Annotated in this window: 18 protein-coding genes; 3 read left to right on the top strand and 15 right to left on the bottom strand. The window is 70.2% G+C overall.

Annotated elements, in window-relative coordinates:
- Nucleotides 1–10: 10 nt before the first annotated feature.
- The 6 genes from ACFY9V_RS28540 to ACFY9V_RS28515 all read right to left on the bottom strand — a co-directional run bounded on the left by ACFY9V_RS28540 (nt 11) and on the right by ACFY9V_RS28515 (nt 6,060).
- Complete coding sequence (locus tag ACFY9V_RS28540; RefSeq protein ID WP_391163544.1) at nt 11–907, bottom strand: patatin-like phospholipase family protein; 897 nt, start codon at nt 905–907, stop codon at nt 11–13.
- Nucleotides 908–978: 71 nt separating this feature from the next.
- Nucleotides 979–2,295: a hypothetical protein gene (locus tag ACFY9V_RS28535; RefSeq protein ID WP_391163543.1), complete on the bottom strand. Its 1,317-nt coding sequence runs from the start codon at nt 2,293–2,295 to the stop codon at nt 979–981.
- The gene (locus ACFY9V_RS28530) at nt 2,292–3,350 is read right to left on the bottom strand and encodes a fatty acid desaturase (protein ID WP_391163542.1); all 1,059 of its coding nucleotides are present in this window, start codon (nt 3,348–3,350) and stop codon (nt 2,292–2,294) included. The genes ACFY9V_RS28535 and ACFY9V_RS28530 overlap by 4 nt, the downstream gene beginning before the upstream one ends.
- A gap of 277 nt (nt 3,351–3,627) precedes the next feature.
- A complete protein-coding gene (locus ACFY9V_RS28525) occupies nt 3,628–4,848 on the bottom strand; it encodes an acyltransferase family protein (protein WP_391163541.1) in 1,221 nt (406 codons plus the stop codon).
- A 79-nt stretch (nt 4,849–4,927) separates the two neighbouring features.
- The gene (locus tag ACFY9V_RS28520; protein ID WP_391052033.1) at nt 4,928–5,221 is read right to left on the bottom strand and encodes a DUF397 domain-containing protein; all 294 of its coding nucleotides are present in this window, start codon (nt 5,219–5,221) and stop codon (nt 4,928–4,930) included.
- Nucleotides 5,221–6,060, bottom strand: coding sequence for a Scr1 family TA system antitoxin-like transcriptional regulator (locus ACFY9V_RS28515; RefSeq protein WP_391052030.1), 840 nt, complete (start codon nt 6,058–6,060; stop codon nt 5,221–5,223). Before ACFY9V_RS28515 ends, ACFY9V_RS28520 begins: the two co-directional genes overlap by 1 nt.
- Before the next feature lie 114 nt (nt 6,061–6,174).
- Here ACFY9V_RS28515 and ACFY9V_RS28510 point away from each other — a divergent pair, with 114 nt between their 5' ends.
- The gene (locus ACFY9V_RS28510) at nt 6,175–6,591 is read left to right on the top strand and encodes an ATP-binding protein (protein WP_355340645.1); all 417 of its coding nucleotides are present in this window, start codon (nt 6,175–6,177) and stop codon (nt 6,589–6,591) included.
- 7 nt (nt 6,592–6,598) lie between these two features.
- Here ACFY9V_RS28510 and ACFY9V_RS28505 read toward each other — a convergent pair whose 3' ends face one another.
- The 8 genes from ACFY9V_RS28505 to ACFY9V_RS28470 form a co-directional block, all read right to left on the bottom strand.
- Complete coding sequence (locus ACFY9V_RS28505) at nt 6,599–7,408, bottom strand: DUF4253 domain-containing protein (protein WP_391163540.1); 810 nt, start codon at nt 7,406–7,408, stop codon at nt 6,599–6,601.
- Between the two features lie 854 nt (nt 7,409–8,262).
- The gene (locus tag ACFY9V_RS28500) at nt 8,263–9,003 is read right to left on the bottom strand and encodes a glycoside hydrolase family 19 protein (RefSeq protein ID WP_391163539.1); all 741 of its coding nucleotides are present in this window, start codon (nt 9,001–9,003) and stop codon (nt 8,263–8,265) included.
- Nucleotides 9,004–9,182: 179 nt separating this feature from the next.
- Nucleotides 9,183–9,761, bottom strand: a complete 579-nt coding sequence (locus ACFY9V_RS28495; protein WP_355340636.1) for a YbhB/YbcL family Raf kinase inhibitor-like protein — start codon at nt 9,759–9,761, stop codon at nt 9,183–9,185.
- A gap of 34 nt (nt 9,762–9,795) precedes the next feature.
- The gene (locus tag ACFY9V_RS28490) at nt 9,796–11,517 is read right to left on the bottom strand and encodes an MFS transporter (protein WP_355340633.1); all 1,722 of its coding nucleotides are present in this window, start codon (nt 11,515–11,517) and stop codon (nt 9,796–9,798) included.
- A 61-nt stretch (nt 11,518–11,578) separates the two neighbouring features.
- Nucleotides 11,579–12,019: a MarR family transcriptional regulator gene (locus tag ACFY9V_RS28485; protein WP_391163538.1), complete on the bottom strand. Its 441-nt coding sequence runs from the start codon at nt 12,017–12,019 to the stop codon at nt 11,579–11,581.
- A 108-nt stretch (nt 12,020–12,127) separates the two neighbouring features.
- Complete coding sequence (locus ACFY9V_RS28480; protein WP_391163537.1) at nt 12,128–12,901, bottom strand: DUF899 family protein; 774 nt, start codon at nt 12,899–12,901, stop codon at nt 12,128–12,130.
- Nucleotides 12,902–12,968: 67 nt separating this feature from the next.
- On the bottom strand, nt 12,969–13,478 hold the full coding sequence (locus tag ACFY9V_RS28475; RefSeq protein ID WP_391163536.1) for a MarR family transcriptional regulator: 510 nt from the start codon (nt 13,476–13,478) through the stop codon (nt 12,969–12,971).
- Nucleotides 13,472–14,182, bottom strand: coding sequence for an SDR family oxidoreductase (locus tag ACFY9V_RS28470; protein ID WP_391163535.1), 711 nt, complete (start codon nt 14,180–14,182; stop codon nt 13,472–13,474). The genes ACFY9V_RS28475 and ACFY9V_RS28470 overlap by 7 nt, the downstream gene beginning before the upstream one ends.
- Nucleotides 14,183–14,469: 287 nt before the next feature.
- Here ACFY9V_RS28470 and ACFY9V_RS28465 point away from each other — a divergent pair, with 287 nt between their 5' ends.
- Both ACFY9V_RS28465 and ACFY9V_RS28460 read left to right on the top strand, forming a co-directional pair.
- A complete protein-coding gene (locus ACFY9V_RS28465) occupies nt 14,470–15,183 on the top strand; it encodes a GAF and ANTAR domain-containing protein (RefSeq protein ID WP_355340618.1) in 714 nt (237 codons plus the stop codon).
- 5 nt (nt 15,184–15,188) lie between these two features.
- On the top strand, nt 15,189–15,938 hold the full coding sequence (locus tag ACFY9V_RS28460; RefSeq protein WP_355340616.1) for a GAF and ANTAR domain-containing protein: 750 nt from the start codon (nt 15,189–15,191) through the stop codon (nt 15,936–15,938).
- Between the two features lie 3 nt (nt 15,939–15,941).
- Here the strand turns inward: ACFY9V_RS28460 and argS are convergent, their stop codons facing one another.
- Nucleotides 15,942–17,726: an arginine--tRNA ligase gene (argS, locus tag ACFY9V_RS28455; RefSeq protein ID WP_391163534.1), complete on the bottom strand. Its 1,785-nt coding sequence runs from the start codon at nt 17,724–17,726 to the stop codon at nt 15,942–15,944.
- Nucleotides 17,727–17,756: the final 30 nt, after the last annotated feature.

Below are 17,756 nucleotides of genomic sequence, written 5' to 3'. Positions count from 1 at the left end.
CGGACAGGCCCTAGCCCGCCCCTGCCTCCGAGAAGTCCTCGAACTCGCAGTCGGACAGCGCCGCCAGGGCGTCGGCGTACCCCAACTCCTCGGCCCGCAGCAGCCGTTTGCGGTCGGTCTCCGTCCGGCTGGTCAGGACGTCCGGGTCGGACGGGGTGACGCGGTGGATCGGGACGGACCCGAACGAGCCCTGGACCATGATCTGTTCGGAGACCCGCGCCAGCGGGTTGTAGGCGAGCATCAGGCCGCGCACCGGGGCGGATATGCCGGGCGCGGTACGGATGACCAGCGCCTCCTTGCCGCTGAGGTGGTGGCCGAGCGAGCCCGCGCCGACCGTGGAGACGGCGATGACGGCGCTCGGATTGCGCGCCAGCGCGCGCAGCAGCGGCAGCGGGTCGGAGATGCCGCCGTCCACGTACGTCTGGGACCGCAGCCGGACCCGCCGGTGGTAGAGCACCGGGATGGCCATGGTGGCCCGCAGCACCTCGAAGAGTTCGGCGTCCGAGGTGCACCGGCCGAGGTCGAAGTACTCGGCGATGGACGTGACCGCGTTGGTGACGGCGACCTCGAAGGTCAGCGCGTGCTCGGTCAGGCTGGCCACCGAGAGCCCGGTCTGCTCGCGGATGACGGAGACGAGCAGGTCGACGTCGACCATCTTCGTCACGCGCCTGCTGTCGATGAAGTTCCGGCCGCTGAGGTCGTCCAGGAACGTCTTCACCAGCCCGGTGAGGTCCGGCGCGTCGTCGGCCCGCGCCTGCCCGGCGAGCACCGCCCCGGCCACGCACCCGGCGCTGGAGGAGTGCACGGAACCCACCTTGCTGTGGATGCCGAGGTCGACCATGCCGCGGACGACCCCCAGCGCGTAGATGGACCGCATCGCGCCACCTTGAACAGCGACCGAAAGCATCGGGGCTCCTTGACTACGGTGAGTACGGTGATCGCGGGGATGGCGACCACGGCCAGCGGCTACGGCTACGGCTACGGCTTGATGAGCTTGATGACCTGGACGGCGATGGCGACCGTCGGCGCGAGGACGGACAACGCGCCCGCGAACAGCAGGCCGTTTCGGATCGGCATGGACGGCAACTTCTGTACGTCGCGCAGGCGTTGCAGCGCCACCAGGTAGCGCACCCCGGCGGACGGATCGGTCGAGTCGGGGTCCGGCATGGCGGCGATGATCTGGTCGATCTGCTCCTTGCGGTCGACCCGCACCTGCCGCCTGATGTGCGTCATCGAGCCGATGAACACATAGAGCACCATGCCCACGAAAGCCGCCAGGCACAACAGCGTCGGATAGGTGCCGATGGCCGGCTGGAGGAAGAAGAACATGGCGAAGGACGTCGCGAAGGTGCAGGTGAGCCCGCCCTGGAGGTTGGACACCGCCTGCCGCAGCTTCGCCCAGCCGTAGAAGTTGTCGGGGTTGAGCGGGTTGGTGCCGAATTTGTACTCGTTCTTCAACTGCTTGAGGAATTTGACGTAGTGGATGCCGACGACGCCCTCCGCGTACGCCATGTACATCCCGACCGTGCCCATGAAGATCCACACCACACCGCCGAAGGTGACCGGCGCGGCCCGCCCCCACCACTGGTCGTACAGCGCGTCGGAGCCCAGGAAGTGGAAGAGGTGGCCCTGGAGGCGGAGGTTGATGCCGGTGACGACGGCGACGATGCCGAGCAGCACCAGCCAGGAGTATTTGCCGTGCTTGGCGTATTTGGCGTTGAGGTCGTCCACGGCCGACTTCAGGTGGGCGCGCGCCTGGTCGTCGCAGCGGATGCAGCCGGACTTGTCCAGGCTCTCGTGGAGGGTCTGGAGGCTGCGGAAGATGCCGTAGACCAGCGGGACGGACCAGGCGATCGAGAAGGTCAGGATGCAGGAGGGGTAGTCGCGCAGGAACGGTACGGCGTTCGCGTCCGGGTCCGCGCTCTCGCGCCGCGACAGGAACGACCACACGTCCGAGAGCACGCTGAGGTCCCAGTGCGGCCGGTAGAACGAGTTCATGATCAGCGCCGACCAGGACACGAGCAGGCAGGCGAGGAGCACCGCCCAGATCGCGACGACGTACGGCGACCGCTCGTCCTCGGGGCTGCCGGCGGGGCCCGGCGTCACGGACCGCTTCTTCAGCAGCCGCGAGACGAGGATCGGCTCGACGAGGAAGGGCTTGATGTTCAGCGCTTCGGAGGTGATCGGGACGGGCGTGGGAGGCGGGCCAGGGGGCGGGACCGGGGTCGGCCCCCCCGCGCCTCCGGCGCCCCCGGCGGTCGGCACGGGAATCGGTCCGGTGGTCGGTGCGGTCACAGTTTCCCCCCGTGTCCAGCGGTGTCCTGCGGTGCCGGGTTCTTTCCCGCGCAGTTCTGTCCCGCGCAGTTCTGTCCCGTGCAGTTCTGTCCCGTGCCGCTCTCCGGCACGGAAAGCGCCCGGATGAGCCGGCCGTGCGATTTCACGGCCGCCCACATCGACGGATGCGTCCGTACCGCCATTTCGGTTCCGGCGAGCAGGGCGACGAGCCGTTCCGTCGCCGCCGGGAGTTCGGGAAAGGTCAGCGTGGGCGCGAGGTGATGGACGCAGTGATACGTCGTGCCGCCGCTGAGCCAGTACCAGAATCCCCGGCCGCCGCCCACGTCGGTGGACCGGGAGAGCTGAGCGGAAAGCGATTCCGTTCCGTCGACGGAAGGACCGTATTCGGCCAGATCCGTATTGTGCTGGACCTGGGTGATCAGCGAGACGAAGGTCCCGGATATCAAGTGGAACAGCAGATACGTCAGCAGCGCCCGGCGCGTCGGCAGCACCAGGAAGACCGGAATCCAGACAACGGCGTGCGGCAGGTACTTGTCGGCCAGCAGAAACCACGGCCAGCCGCGCCCCCGGGGCCCGACCACCCGCCGGACGACCGCCTGCCGTGTCGTCCACAGCTCGCTCGGCTTGAGCATGTTCAGCGTGGAGAACGGCAGCAGCAGCCACATGTAGAGGTGCTGCGCGCGGTGCAGGGCGTGCCACGGCTGCTCGGCGGTCACCCGCCCGAACCAGCCGAACTGGATGTCCGGGTCGAACGCGGGATTTCCCACGTACCGGTGGTGCAACCGCACGTGCTTGTGAAACCACCAGCGCGGCCCGAGGCCGATCGCCGCCGACCCCGCACGCAGTACGGCTTCCGACCTCCACCGGCCGCCGCGCACATTTCCGTGCACCGCGTCGTGGAACCAGGACCCGACCATGGAAACGGACGCCAGTGCGAAAAGCGTGATTCCGCCGAACCACGCGATACCGCCGGGCGAGACGAACGGCGACCGTGCGAAGGCGAGTACCAGAACGTATCCGGCGGACATGAGCGCGACCCGTACCGCGAAGTCCACGGCATAACGCGAAGCGGGCGGTCTGGCCCTTCGGGATAACTCCGACTGCCGAAATCCGCGCAGAAGATGATCGGACGCAGGCGGGCCCGATTCGAGCGGGGGAGTGGAGGCTAATGGACCTGAGGAGATACGGCTCTGCATTGGTGCTCTCCGGTGCCTGTACGCCCCGAAAGCGGCGGACGATTGGCAGACCGTAGCACCGCCGGTAACCGGCGGTGCACGGTTTCGTCCAAGGCGATACGCGGAGATACGCCCGAGTCCGGTGGGTTTTCTGGTGCTACCCGGCGGGCGGTTTCGAGTCGGCCCCGGTTGTCGGCGCGGGGACCGGCTTGGCCGGCTTGGCCGGCTTCTTGGGCAGCAGCCAGTTCTTCAGCGCCTTGGCCAGGGGCGTCTCCACGTATGTGTGGACGAGCCAGGCCGCCAGCAGCATCACGGCGACCAGCGCCGGAACCAGGATGCGGGCCGGGAGCACCCCGTGCGTGTGCCGGATGATCTCCCACCCGATGTCTTCGTGCAGCAGATACAACGGATACGTCATGGCACCGGCGACCGTCAGCCAGCGCCAGTTGAAGAAGTTCAGCTTCCCGAGCGCGGCGCCCAGGACGAGACCGTAGAAGATGCTCACGACGGCCAGCGACCACCACCACGACAGATTGGTGTGCGTGGACGCCTCGGCGCTGGCCACCAGATCCGTGAGCTGGTTCTGTGCCATCAGCCAGGACGCCCCCAGCAGCAGCCACAGTATGGGCGTGGGCCCCACCCGGTGCATCAGGTAGATCACGATGCCGCTGACGAAGAAGGCCGCGTACTGGGGAACGATCATCAACTGCAGCAGATCGATCCCCGACTGCGGCGCGATTCCGGCCAGCAGCAGCCAGGCGATGCAGAAGGTGACCACTCGCCTGTAGGTCAGCCCCATCATCGCCACGACCATGAACAGCAGGTAGAACCGCAGCTCCACCCAGAGCGACCAGTACACGCCGTCCACGTCCTGCGCGCCCAGCAGCTCCTGGAACATCGTGACATTCGTCAGCACGTCGCTCGCGGCAAGGGTCGTTCCCCCCGGCCGCGTCACCAGCACCGTCGTGGTCACCGCGATGGCGAACCAGTACGCCGGATAGAGCCGGACGAACCGCGACACGGCGAACTGCTTCGGCGTCCGCCCCCAGCACGACATGCAGATGACGAACCCGCTGATCAGGAAGAACAGCTCGACGCCCAGCCATCCGTACCCGGCCACCTCGTGGACGCCGGGGAAGACCGCGCGCGAGGATTTCCCCCACGGGGACTCGAACCAGTCGTCGAAGCCCATGTAGTGGTAGGCGACCACCATGAGCGCGGCTATCAGCCGCAGACCGTCCAGCACGTACAGCCGCTTCTTCGGCTGCGGTGCCCCGCTCCCGGCCTTGCCTCCGGCGGCGGGCTCAGGGACCGGTGCGAGGTCGGGCAGCGGCGCGGAGCCGGTGGGGGCGGCATCTCCGCGAACAACGGTGCTCATAGGTGGGGTGTCCTAGAGGTGAACTGAGGCGAATTGGGGATTCCGCCCACCTTACCCCCGGGTAATTTTTAGGAATGTCCTAAAGAAGTGGCGTTTTATCGGTCATATCAGAACCCGGCGCCGCCGTGGCGGTGGCGGTCGCGGCGAAGGTGGCGAAGGCCGCCCATGCGGCCGGGGTGAACGTGAGGCTCGGACCCTGGGGGTCCTTGGAGTCCCGCACGTGCACGGCGGCCGGGTGAGCCGCGACCTCGATGCAGTTGCCGCCGTCGCTTCCGCTGTAACTGGACTTGCGCCAGTCGTAGGCGATCTCGACGCAGTCGCCGCCCTGGCTGCCGCTGTAGCTGGACTTGAACCACTTCAGGGGGTCGTTCATCACTCTCCTAGCAACCGGTCCAACAGACCCTTCGTGTCCTCGGGATCGAGGGCCTGAGCGCGCAGCATCGCATACTTGCGCGCAAGGATGCTCACCCCGTCGGGGTCGTGAATGAACAGGCTGCCGCGCTGAGTTTCAGCGTAGGCGAGGTGATCGTGTTCCGGTGTCTCCAAGAGAACGAAGGGGCCATCAAGGCCCGCGTGTGTGGTCCGGCCCAACTGGATGATCTGGATGCTGATGCCCGGCACATCGGCACACTCGCGGAGGTGTTGCACCTGGTTCAGCCACACGTCGTCACCGCCGATCCGGTCCATGAGCGCGGCCTCGGAGATGATGAAACTCGCGGCCGGCGGGATCTTCCCCTGCAAGATCTCCTGTCGCTTCAGGCGAGCCGTGACGCGGAACTCGATTTCCTCCTCGGTGAGAGCGGGGATGTCGTTACGGAACACCGCCCGCATGTACTCCTCCGTCTGGAGAAGGCCGGGCAGCACCTGGTTCTGGTACGAGTTGTACGTGAGTGCCTCGCGCTCAAGCTCGACGAACTCCGCCGCGAAGGTCGGGATGGCGTCGTCGACCTCCGGCAGGTGACGTACCGCCACCTCCAGTGCTCCCTTGGTGTCCAGCAAGCGGTCCAGCTCCTGTGCCAGGGAAAGAGTCAAGGGGCGACGTCCCTGTTCAATCGACTCCAACTTGGCCAGGCTCACGATAACGATTGGCGCTAACTGGGCCTGCGTGTACCCCGCCGCAGCACGGAACAGAGCCACTTGCGCGCCGAGCGAGTGGAAGGGAGACAGGTTCTTCTTTTCCTTGTTCGGCGGACGCCGTTTGCGAGGTGCCATACGACCGTAACTACCCCACTGCCACTCGACGTGTATCGGTCCTAACCCGTACACGCGGCGCGTACGAGTAACAGGTCTAGTACACCCCGAACACGCTGCGCGACGCTGAGCTTCATGAACGAAGACGTCCAGCACCTGGACCGCCGGGAGCGGTTCTACCGTCGGGAACGGCGCTCGGTCCCCGCCGCGCGGGAGTTCGCGCGGGAAGCCCTCACCGCGTGGGGGTTCGAGAGCCGGGAGGACGAAGTCCTCCTGTGTGTGAGCGAGTTGGCGACCAACGCGCTGCTGCACGGCGTGCCCCCGGGGCGCGGCTTCCTCTTACTGCTGCGCCGCGACCTCGGCACCACCTTGCGGGTCGAGGTGCACGACAGCGGCGGCGGCCGTCCGCACCTGGCCGACCGGCCGGGGCGTGAGCGCGATCAGGAGGAGTCCGGGCGCGGGCTCGTCCTGGTCGACGCGCTGGCCGACAAGTGGGACGTGGGGGAGCGGAACCCCGGCAAGATCGTGTGGTGCGAGTTCGCCGCCCGCTGACCGGGCGTCAGTCCCACCAGAAGGACCACGTGTGGACGTCGAGGACGGCCTTCTCCGCGTACTCGCGCAGCGTCTCGTAGGTGCCCTGGTCGATGTTGTCCGGGCAGAAGGCGTAGTGCTCGGCGGCGACGGCCTCGGCTTCCTCCCGGGTGCTCGGGGGCGCGGCGACGGAGACGGTGAGGCGGTCGAAGGCGAGGGCGATGACGCGTATGCCGAACCGGTCCTCCCACGAGCGGAGCACGGCGCACAGGCGGGCGGGGTCGCTCTCGTAGTTGAGCGGGCCGCTCCAGCCGATCGCTGCGGGTATGTCGGCGCTGCGGCGGGCGTGGACGAGGGCCGCGCGCGGATTCTCCAGCCAGCCGGAGCCGACCATGTCGGCGGTGACCTCGGCGGCCAGGTCGTCGGGGTCGTCCACGGCCTTCGCGGCGGGGGCCAGGCCCGGCCACGCCGCGCCGTACGGCGCGAGGACGTCGTCCTCCTCGACGTCCTCGGCGTCCTCCTCAATCAGGCCCGCCCAGAACTCGGCGAGCACTTCCTCGGCGTCGTGGTCCCCGGCGTACGACGCGTGGTCGGGCATCAACTGCCAGTCCACCGGGCCCTTCGAGTACGGCGCGCTCGCCTCTATCAGCAGCGGTTGCAGGCCCGCCGCCCGCGCGGGCAGCAGACTCGCCCACGCGCCGTCCGCCGCGGGGCCGTCCGCCATCCACAGCAGCGGCTCGTGCCAGCGGCCCTCGAACGTCGTGTCGACCAATGTGCCCGCGGGCAGCCGCAGGTCCAACTCCGCGAGTCGCGGCAGGGGGTTAGGAAGCATCGCCATGCGCCCGACTCTAGGGGCGACCACTGACAGCCGGACAGCCGTGCGTCCCGGACCGTGGGGACGGGATCCGGGACGTACGGTGCGGCCCTGCGGGCCGGGCTTTCCCGGCGGTCAGGCGCCGGGCCCCGGCCCGGCTCCGCGGGGCCTCGTCAGAGGACCGGGCCCGTGCTGTGGCGGTCGGGATACCAGTCCCAGCCGTCCGCGCAGTACCAGACGCCGTGGTGCCGGTAGCACTCGTCGGCCATCGCCGAGGGCCGCCCCTGTCGTGCGGGTCCGGCGGCCGAGGCCGGGCCTGACACAGAGGCGAGCAAAAGTATTGCCAGCGCCGTGATCGCAGCCGTCCGACCGAGCAACTTCCGCATGCTCAAACTCCTGTTGACCTGGGGGACAGGGACGCCTGATCCCTACCACCCCGGCCTCCTCCCCTACGCGCATATGCCACCTTTCCCCCAAGTAGCTCATCCCCTCCGGGGTGCGGCGCCGGTGCGGTTCTTCTGCCGGAACGCCGGCCACGTGCTTTTAGGGGGCGCGCCCCCAGACGGCTTTCTCACCAGTGCGGCTGGCCGATCCTTTTAGGGGCGCGGGGAACTGCGCGCTCAGCCCGCGCGGTGGTGCGCCTTTGAGAACCGGCCCCAGCGGGGCAGACGCTGTTGTTTTCGGGCTGACAGCCCGGTGGGGGCTGGTCGCGCAGTTCCCCGCGCCCCTGAAAAGATCGGCCAGCCGTCCTGGCGGAAAGAACTGCACAGAGGCGCGCGCCTCAAAAGATCGGCCGGCCGTCCGGGCAGGGGAACCGCGCGGGGGCGGGCCCCTGAAAAGATCGGCTAGCCGCCCCGGCAGGGGGACCGGTGAGGGGGTCAGCAGGAGAGGTTGCCGCCGCCGACGTCGGTGCCGAGGAGGCGGGTGAACTTCTTGTAGAGGTTGATGCGGTCGTTGCGCTCGTCCGGATTCTTGCCGTTGCATTCGAGGTCGCCGTTGATGCTGCGGATGGTCTCACCGAAGCCCTTGCCGTTGACCATCGCGTTGTGCGGGGTCATCCTTCCGGCGCCGCTCTGGGTGTTCCAGAACCACAGCCCGGTCTTCCAGGACACGGCGGCGTCGCGCTGCACCAGGGACGGGTTGTGCAGCAGGTCGATGCCGAGGGCGTCACCGGCGGCCTTGTAGTTGAAGTTCCAGCTCAACTGGAGAGGGCCGCGCCCGTAGTAGGCGGCGGTGCCGGCCGGGCAGCCGTAGGGCTGGCCGCGGTCGCAGTAGTGGGAGTAGTTGGCGGTGTTCTGCTCGACCACGTACCGCAGGCCGCCGGTCTCGTGGCTCACGTTGGCCAGGAAGGCCGCCGCCTCGCGCTTGCGCGCCGAGCCGTCGCCGGAGCGGGCGAAGCCGGGGTAGGCGTCCAGCGCGCGGACCAGGCCCTGGTAGGTGTAGAAGGAGTTCCGCGCCGGGAACATCTGGCCGAACTGGGCCTCGCTGACGACGAACGAACCGGCCGCCGCGGCGGGCGCCGCCGGAACGGCGACCGCGAGCCCGCTCGCGACGGCGGCGGCGCTGAGCACCGCCAGAAGGCGGGACCGGGTGCGGGACACGGCACGGGACAGGGACATCTGCGCTCCTTGGGTGAGGCGGGCACGCGTCGCTCGCCGCCCGGACGGGACGGTCCGGGCGGGGGGAGACGGAGAGCGACGCAACGGCCGCCAGAATTACAGCCGTTCGCCCGAAATGCGCATATGACGCGCCGATATGCCGTCAAGAGTGTGGATCACAAGGCCGCGGCCGGCCGGGGTCAGCGCTCGTACACCCCGGTCAGCCGGCCGCGGGCGAGGACGGGGGAGGCGACGGCGGGCAGGACGGTACGGGGGCGCGCGCGGGTCAGGTCCTTCGTGGTCGGGGCGCCGTCGGTCACGGGGGCGGCGAGGGCGAAGAGCTGGAAGACGTAGCGGTGCGGGCCGTGGCCCTTGATCGGCGCGGGACCGTGGTAGCCGCGGCCGATGGTCGACCGCAGCACCCGTACGCCCGGGGCGGGTTGACGCGCGGACAGGGCGCCGGTGTCCAGGCGGCCGGCCGTCGCCGGGTCGATCAGGGCGAGGCAGTGCACGGCGGGCTTGGACATGGGGACGTCGATGTCCTCGACGGACAGCAGGAGTTGGGCGGTGCCGTCCGGCAGCGGGGTCCACGCCAGGCGCGGGGAGAGGTCGGCGCCGCCGACGTTCTTCGCGCACTGCTCCAGCGGCAGGGGGCCGCCGTCCGTGAAGTCCTCGCTGGTGAGGGTCAGCAGGTCGGGGCCCTGGAGGTTGGGCAGGTGCCACGCCGCGTGGGCGTCGCCCGACTTGCGGTTGCTGAGGAGTCGGCCGAGCAGGGGCATGTGTCTCTCCTGGGGTGAGGGGCCGTCGGCGGCGTCAGGGAGCCGTGGACGGCTGGTGCTCGCGCTTCCGGCGCTCGCGGCCGGGAGCGGCGGGGTTGGCGCCGCGCAGCATCGAGGCGACGGCGGCGAGGAAGGCGAGGACGGCGCCGAAGGCGAACACGATGACCAGGCCGGAGTGGAAGGGCCCCGAGATCAGGTCGGGGAAGAACTCGTGTCCGGTCAGCGTCTGCCGCTGCGCCGCCGTCAGACGTGCCAGGGTGCCGGTGGGTTCGAGCAGGTGCTGCACCGGGTTGACGCCGAGCTGCGCGGCGAACAGGGACGAGACCGGGGGCAGGCCGCCGACCTGGGCCGCGACGTGCGCCGGTACGCCCTGCTGCCGCAGGCCGCTGGTGAGGGTGTGCGGGAGGCTGCTGGCCAGTCCGGCGATCATCAGGGAGAAGAAGACGCCGATGGACACGGCGGTGCCCGAATTCTGGAAGGTCGCCCGCATGCCGGACGCGACCCCGCGCAGCTCGTCCGGCACGCTGCCCATGATCGAGGAGGAGTTGGGGGAGGCGAACATGCCGCTCGCGATCCCGTTGAGCGCGATCAGCAGCGCGAAGATCCAGTAGCTGAAGTCGATCGGCAGGAGCATCAGGCCGAGGAAGCTGGCGCCGAACAGCAGCGCGCCGCCGGTGGCCAGGCCGCGGGAGCCGATCCGGTCCGACAGATAGCCGGAGACCGGGCCCGCGGCGAGGAAACCGGCGGTCAGCGGCAGCATGAAGATGCCCGCCCACAGGGGGGTGTCGCTGTAGTCGTAGCCGTGCAGCGGCAGCCAGATGCCCTGGAGCCAGATGATCAGCACGAACTGCATGCCGCCGCGGCCGATCGAGATGGCCAGGCCCGCCAGATTGCCGAAGGTGAAGGCCCGCAGCCGGAACAGCCCCAGTTGGATCATCGGTGAGGTGGCGCGTCTCTCGATGACGACGAACGCCGCCAGCAGGGCGAGGCCGCCGACGACCAGGGCGACGACCAGCGGATTCGTCCAGCCCATGGTGTGGCCGCCGTAGGGCTGGAGGCCGAAGGTGACCGCGATCAGTACCGCGCTCAGGCCCACCGCGAAGGTGATGTTGCCCCACCAGTCGACACGGCCGCCGCCGCGCTTTCCGGTGTCGCGCAGGGTGCGGTACGCCCACAGGGTGAAGAAGACGCCGACCGGCACGTTCACCCAGAACACCGCGCGCCAGTCCCACGCGGCGAGGAGGCCGCCCGCGACCAGGCCGATGAACATCCCGGCCAGGGCCGCGACCTGGTTGATCCCGAGCGCGAAGCCGCGCTGCTCCTTGGGGAAGGCGTCGACCAGGATCGCGGCGGAGTTGGCCGTCAGCATCGAGCCGCCCACGGCTTGCAGCACCCGCCAGCCGATCAGCCACATCGCGCCGTGGCCGCCGTCGTACGGGTCGAAGGAGAGCAGGATCGAGGCGAAGGTGAAGACGGCGAAACCGGAGTTGTAGATACGGACCCGGCCGTACATGTCGCCGAGGCGGCCGACGGTGACGACGAGGACGGCCTGGACCAGCCGGTACCCCATGATCATCCACAGCAGGTACGCGATGTTGCCCGGCGCGAGCGGGTCCAGGTGGATGCCGCGGAAGATGGCGGGGAGCGCGATCAGGACGATCGAGCCGTCGAGCGCGGACATGAAGACGGCGGCGGTGGTGTTGGTCAGCGCCGTCCACTTGTACCGGTCGCCCAGCGCCTGGGAGGGATGGGACATCGGCTCGCTTCCTGTCGCGTCCGGGGGCTTCCCGACGGGTCCTCGGGCGGGGTCCGTCGCGTCAGACGGCCTGGGCCAGCCGGTCGAGCAGGGGGGCCGCCGCCGCGAGCTGTGCCAGTTCGGCCGGGGTGAACGCGCCGCTGGTCAGGGCCCGGGTGATCTGCTCGGTGCGCGCGTTGCGCTTGTCCTCCAGCGCCCGCCGGCCCGCCTCGGTCACCGTCAGCACCACGCGCCTGCCGTCGTCCGGGTCCTGGCCGCGGTCGACCAGGCCGCGGTCCCGCAGCCCGGCGAGGGTGGTGCCCATGGCCTGGGCGGTGATCTGCACCTGCCGGGCCAGGGCGGAGGAGGTCGTGGGGCCCGAGCGGTTCAGGAGCGACAACGCCGTCCGCTCGGGCATGGTGAGGCCCCCGCCGGTGGGCACCTGCCGGGCGCGGCGCACCAGTGCGCCGACGCCGGTCAGGAGGGAGGCGGCGACGGCTGCGGGGTCCAGATCCTCGTTCATATGCTAAGGCTACCTTATCAACCTGCCTTATCTGTTTTTCGTCTCACGGAAGTGAGGGCGGGGGCGGGGTGGCGTGCGGGCGGGCGCGTCAACGGCGTCCGCGGCGCGTCAGTGGTGTTCGCCGCCGCGGCCCAGGGTCTGCTCGGCGGTCACGCCGGGACGCGTCCACTGCGGTACGGGCCGGCTGGTCGGGCCCCAGGTCGCGTTCCCGTCCACGTCCGCGCGCCAGTACCAGCACGGACCGTTCCCCTCGGGCCAGCCCTCCGGCGTGTCCTGCCACGCCTCGCGCCGCCCGTACGGCGTCATGTCCAGCAGCGCGAAGCTCCCGCTGGCCGCCTCGGTGCCGCGGCCCGTCGTGTCGTACGTGAGGAACGTACGGTCGCCGTCGCGCAGGTAGGAGGTGAGGTGGCCCATCGCCCCGCCGACCGGCGCGGCCACGTCGCGCACCGAGTACCAGGGCTCGGTGTAGCCCATGAACTCCACGAACGGCGGGACCTCCTCCCAGCGTCCCGTCGTCAGCACGGCCCACGAGATGCCGCGCGCGTTCAGATACGCGGCGTCCTTCATGTGCCACGCCGTGACCGTGCACCCCTCGCACTGGCCCTGGTGCGGCGCCCCGTCGTGCCACATGTGCTTGTAGACCAGCAGCTCGTTGCGCCCCTGGAACAGGTCCCTGAACGGCACCGGGCCCTGCGCGCCCGTCACCTCCACCGACCCGTCGAACTCCACCATCGGCAACCGGCGCCGCGCCGCCGCGATGGCGTCCCCCTCGCGCGTATGGGCCTTCTCCCTGACCAGCAGCTCGTCCCGCGCCGCCTGCCACGTCTCCATGTCCACCACCGGCGGCCGTCCGCCGCCCGCTTCGCCCTGGGTGCTCGTCACGATGTCCTCCGCGCTCTGTCGTGAGTGTTCTCGGCCGTGTCCGGCGCCGGATTTCCGGCGGCGGTCACTACAGGAGACTCGGGGCGGGCCCGGAACTCATCGCGGAGGTGAGGCGGGTCAGGAGGGCGGTGAGGTGGGCGAGGTCTTTCCGGGAGAGGGCGGAGAGGGCCGGCGGGGGGCGGTGGAGGATCGCGTCGGCGGTGGCGATGGCGTCGTGGCCCGCCGGGGTGAGGGTGACGAGCTTGCGGCGGCGGTCGGCGGGGTGGGGGAGGCGTTCGACCAGGCCGTGGGATTCGAGTTTGTCGACGATCAGGGTGGTGTAGGGGGCGTCGGCGCCGATGGACGCGGCGAGTTGGGTGAGGGTCAGGGGCGCGTCGCGCAGGAGGAAGAGGGCCTTGCCGCGTCCGGCGCCGAGCCGGAAGCCGAGGGCTTCGGCCAGCTCGCCGTGGCGGTTGTGGGCCTCGACGAAGCCGTGCATGAGGGCCCAGACCGTCTCGGCGGAGGCGGAGGGGGCGGGGGGTTCCGCGTGCGGGTCCGTGGCCGGCGTCGGGGCCGGGTCCGGGGGCGGGGTCACCATGCGACGGTGTTGCCGAGGTAGTCGACGTAGTGCAGGCCGGGGCTGTCCCGGAGGGAATCGAGCGTCCTGACGACGTTCGGAATGCTCTCCTCGACGGTCAGCCGCCCGCCGGGTCCGCCGACGCCGATGCGTACCCAGCCGGGCGCCATCAGCACCAGCGGCCGGGACTCGCCCTCGTGCCGCGCCGCGTAGCTGCGCATGAAGGTGTTCAGCGCGGCCTTGCTGCCCCGGTACACCTCGTGCCCGCCGCGCTCGTTGTTGGCCACGCTGCCCTGGCCCGAGGACATGACCCCGATGGTGCCGGTCCCGGTCACGAGGTCCGAGAGCGTTTCGACGACCCGCAGCGGGCTCAGCGCGTTGGTCACCATGACCCGCACGAATTCCTCGGTCGACGTCTCCGCCACCGTCCCCTCGGGCTCGTTCGTGACGCCCGCGTTCACGAAGAGGAGGTCGAAGACGCGCCCCTCCAGCCGCTCGCGCACCGCCGTGACCTGCTCGGGAACCGTGACGTCCACCCTCTCGATCTCGACGCTGTCCGGGTGCGCCTCGGCGAGGTCGTGCAGTTCCGTCCGCCGGGTGCCGCGCACGGTCGCGACGACGTGCCACCCCTCGCGCCGCCACTCCCGCGCGAGGGCGAGGCCGAGGCCGCGGGAGGCGCCGATGAGCAGGACGCGCTTGCCGGATGCCGAATTGATTGTAGTCATAACAATGATTGTGGGTCGTATAACTACCCGCGTCAAACGGAGCCGGGGCTCCCCGAGCCGGGGGTTTCGCGGGGCGCGCGGCCCCGACGACGTACACCGTCAACGTGGCGTGCGCCCGTAACCTCCGGAAAACGGGGTGATCGCGCACGCAGGGGATAAGGTCGGCGGGCGCACGGCGTCCGTCGTCCGTACAACACCCGGCTGAGGGGACGCCATGCGGGTGGCCGCTCGGACAGATCAGCCGCAGGACAAAGGGTGTTGGGCGCTGAGCCGTGATCAGTGACGCGATGGCGGAAGCACTGGTGTCGCTGCGCCGGGGCGAGTGGCCGCAGCGGGCGCGTCTCGCGGCCGTGGCGCTCGGGGTGGACGGCGTGTCGACGGCTCTGGCGGGGGACACCTCGCCGGGGAAGACCCCGGGGAGCCGGGAGGCGGCCGAAGTGCTCTGGTGCTCCGGCCCGTTGAGCCGTGCCTTCGAGGACTTGCAGTACACGGTCGGCGAGGGCCCGGCCGCCGACGCCGTACGTACCGGCCACGCCGTCCTGGCACCCGACCTGCGCCGCGTGCGCGCCGACCGCTGGCCCGCGCTGGTGCCGGAGGCCGAACGGCTGCCGGTCCGCGCGGTGTTCTGCTTCCCGATCGCGCTCGGCGCCATCCGGATCGGCGTGCTCACCGCCGTACGCGCCACGGCCGGGGCGCTCGGCACCGAACAGACCGGCGACGCCCTCGTCCTCGCCGACGCGCTGGCCGCCCGCTACCTGGGGGACGAGGGCGGCGCCGAACTGCCCGGCACGCTGTACAGCGCCGTCGTCCACCAGGCGGCGGGCATGGCGAGCGTGCAACTCGGCCTCCCGCTCGCGGACGCGCTCCTGCGCCTGCGGGCGCACGCCTTCCGGAGCGGGCGGCCCATCCGCGTCGTGGCGCATGATGTGGTGGCCAGACGGCTGCGCCTCGATGTCAACGGCGACGGCACCCTCCCCTCCACCGCAGCAGACAAGGACTGATCCCCATGACGCGTGTGCAACGCCTCACCGAAGTCTTCGTGGAGGTCGCCGACTCGCTCACCGACGACTTCGACATCATCGACTTCCTCCAGCGGCTCGCCCAGCGCTGCGCGGAACTGCTGGACATCGCGACGGTCGGCATCCTGCTCGTGGACGAGCACGGCACGCTGCACCCGCTGGCCGCGTCCGACGAGAGCACCCGGCTGCTGGAACTCTTCGCGTCCCAGCACGACCAGGGCCCGTGCGTGGAGTGCTTCCGCACCGGCGACGCCCGCATCGACGTGGACCTGACCGCGCCGATCACCCGGACCCGCTGGCCGCACTTCACCACGCGGGCCACCGAGGCCGGATTCGTCCGCACCCACGCCTTCCCGATGCGGCTGCGGCAGCGGGTGGTGGGCGCGCTCAGCCTCTTCCAGCGCGAGTCGACGCCGATCAGCGAGGAGGACCGGCTGCTGGCGCAGGCGCTCGCGGACATCGCCACGATCGCGATCCTCCAGCAGCGGACCCTGGAGCGCAGCCAGGTCGAGCGCGTGCAGCTCCAGACCGCGCTGACCAACCGGATCGTGATCGAGCAGGCCAAGGGCGTGCTCGCCGAGCGCTGGGGTCTGTCGGTGGACGACGCCTTCGGCGCCTTCCGCCGCTACGCCCGCGCGCACCACCTGCGGCTCGCGGCGCTCGCCTACGACGTCGTCCAGGGGGACTTCGACACAGCGGCGATCTTCCGCGAGCCGGAGGGGCCCGAGGGGTCCTAGCTCCTAGAGGCGCTCGGGGGTACGGATACCGAGCAGCGTCAGACCCTGCCGCAGGGTGCGAGCGGTGACGTCGCAGAGGAAGAGCCGGTTCTCCACCACGGCGGGGCTGTCCGCCTTGAGGACCGGGCACTGCTCGTAGAACGTCGCGAACGCCGAGGCCACCGAGAAGAGATACGCGGCGAGCTTGTGCGGCTCGTACGTCTCCGCCGTCGAGGCCAGCGCCTCGCCGAACTCGTCGAGCAGCAGCCCCAGCGCGCGCTCGGCGGGTGCCAGCGGCAGCTCGGGGTGGGCCGCGGGCCGCGCGTCGCCCGAGCGCCGGATGATCGACTGGATCCGGGCGTACGCGTACTGGATGTACACGCTCGTGTCGCCGTTGAGCGACACCATCCGGTCCAGGTCGAAGACGTAGTCCCGGCCCAGGGACGTGGACAGGTCCGCGTACTTCACCGCGCCGATGCCGACCTCGGCGCCGCGCTCGGCGACCTCCGCGTCCGACAGCTCGCCCTTGGTGTCCTTCTCCTTGACGACGGCCGTCGCCCGCTCCACCGCCTCGTCCAGCAGGTCCTCCAGCTTGACGCTCTCGCCCGCCCGGGTCTTGAACGGCTTGCCGTCCTTGCCGAGCACCGTGCCGAACGGGATGTGCTTGACGGTGACCTCGTCGGTCAGCCAGCCCGCCCGCCGGGCGGTCTCGAAGACCATCCGGAAGTGCAGCGCCTGCCGGGCGTCCACCACGTACAGCAAGGTGGTGGCGTGCAGATTCTGCGTCCGGTCCCGCACCGCCGACAGGTCGGTGGCCGGGTAGCCGAAGCCGCCGTCGGACTTGCGGACGATGAGCGGGACCGGCTCGCCGTCCTTGCCCTTGATGTCGTCGAAGAACACGCACAGCGCGCCGTCGGACCGGACCGCGACACCGGACTTCTCCAGCAGGTCGCTGGTCTCCACCAGCATGTCGTTGTACCCGGACTCGCCGACGATGTCCTCGTCCTGGATCGCGATGTCGAGCTTGTCGTAGACGGAGTGGAAGTAGATCAGCGACTCGTCGACCAGCCACTGCCAGATCTTCAGCGTCTCCGCGTCGCCCGACTGGAGCTCGACCAGCCGCTTGCGGGACCGGTCCTTGAACGCCTCGTCGGAGTCGAAGAGCGTCCGCGACGACTTGTAGAGCCGGTCGAGCCGGGACATCGACGCCTCACCGGCCACCGCGGAGTCCGCGGTGGTCTGCGTGCTCTCCAGCTCGTCCGGGTGCTCCATCAGGTACTGGACGAGCATGCCGAACTGGGTGCCCCAGTCGCCGATGTGGTGCCGCGGGATCACCGTCTCGCCGCTGAACCGCAGAATCCGCACGATCGCGTCGCCGATGACGGAGGACCGCAGGTGCCCGACGTGCATCTCCTTGGCGACATTCGGCTGCGCGTAGTCGATGACGGTGGTGCCGGGGTGCTCGGCCAGGGGTACGCCGAGCCGGTCGTCCGCTGCCCGCAGCGCGAGGTTGGCGGTGATCGCGGTGTCCGTGACCGAGATGTTGAGGAAGCCGGGTCCTGACACCTCGATCTCGCCGATCAGCCCGTCGGGGCCGTCCGCGGGCAGCCCGGCCAGCACGGCGGCGGCCAGCTCCCGGGGATTGGCCTTCGCCTTCTTGGCGAGGCCCAGCACGCCGTTGGCCTGGAAGTCGGCCCGGTCGCTTCGGCGCAGCAGCGGGTCGGCGCCGTCGGCCGACGGCACGGCGGCCGCGAGGGCGGCCGAGACACGCTGCTGGAGTGAAGCGGACAGGGAGGTGACCGAGGCCATGGGTGTGCCGTTCCGTGTGTCGTGGATAGC

It is taken from the genome of Streptomyces sp. NPDC008317 (assembly GCF_042955955.1).
In the GTDB taxonomy this organism is placed as follows: Bacteria; Actinomycetota; Actinomycetes; order Streptomycetales; family Streptomycetaceae; genus Actinacidiphila.
This window is presented reverse-complemented; position numbering and strand designations above follow the sequence as displayed.

Excerpts from the sequence above, each read along its gene's own strand:
- ACFY9V_RS28475 (WP_391163536.1), bottom strand. The coding sequence starts at position 13,478 with ATGGTGACCCCGCCCCCGGACCCGGCCCCGACGCCGGCCACGGACCCG.
- ACFY9V_RS28520 (WP_391052033.1), bottom strand. The coding sequence starts at position 5,221 with ATGAACGACCCCCTGAAGTGGTTCAAGTCCAGCTACAGCGGCAGCCAG.
- ACFY9V_RS28515 (WP_391052030.1), bottom strand. The coding sequence starts at position 6,060 with ATGGCACCTCGCAAACGGCGTCCGCCGAACAAGGAAAAGAAGAACCTG.
- ACFY9V_RS28470 (WP_391163535.1), bottom strand. The coding sequence starts at position 14,182 with ATGACTACAATCAATTCGGCATCCGGCAAGCGCGTCCTGCTCATCGGC.
- ACFY9V_RS28505 (WP_391163540.1), bottom strand. The coding sequence starts at position 7,408 with ATGGCGATGCTTCCTAACCCCCTGCCGCGACTCGCGGAGTTGGACCTG.
- ACFY9V_RS28495 (WP_355340636.1), bottom strand. The coding sequence starts at position 9,761 with ATGCCCCTGCTCGGCCGACTCCTCAGCAACCGCAAGTCGGGCGACGCC.
- ACFY9V_RS28485 (WP_391163538.1), bottom strand. The coding sequence starts at position 12,019 with ATGAACGAGGATCTGGACCCCGCAGCCGTCGCCGCCTCCCTCCTGACC.
- ACFY9V_RS28490 (WP_355340633.1), bottom strand. The coding sequence starts at position 11,517 with ATGTCCCATCCCTCCCAGGCGCTGGGCGACCGGTACAAGTGGACGGCG.
- ACFY9V_RS28465 (WP_355340618.1), top strand. The coding sequence starts at position 14,470 with ATGGCGGAAGCACTGGTGTCGCTGCGCCGGGGCGAGTGGCCGCAGCGG.
- argS (WP_391163534.1), bottom strand. The coding sequence starts at position 17,726 with ATGGCCTCGGTCACCTCCCTGTCCGCTTCACTCCAGCAGCGTGTCTCG.
- ACFY9V_RS28525 (WP_391163541.1), bottom strand. The coding sequence starts at position 4,848 with ATGAGCACCGTTGTTCGCGGAGATGCCGCCCCCACCGGCTCCGCGCCG.
- ACFY9V_RS28510 (WP_355340645.1), top strand. The coding sequence starts at position 6,175 with ATGAACGAAGACGTCCAGCACCTGGACCGCCGGGAGCGGTTCTACCGT.
- ACFY9V_RS28460 (WP_355340616.1), top strand. The coding sequence starts at position 15,189 with ATGACGCGTGTGCAACGCCTCACCGAAGTCTTCGTGGAGGTCGCCGAC.
- ACFY9V_RS28500 (WP_391163539.1), bottom strand. The coding sequence starts at position 9,003 with ATGTCCCTGTCCCGTGCCGTGTCCCGCACCCGGTCCCGCCTTCTGGCG.
- ACFY9V_RS28540 (WP_391163544.1), bottom strand. The coding sequence starts at position 907 with ATGCTTTCGGTCGCTGTTCAAGGTGGCGCGATGCGGTCCATCTACGCG.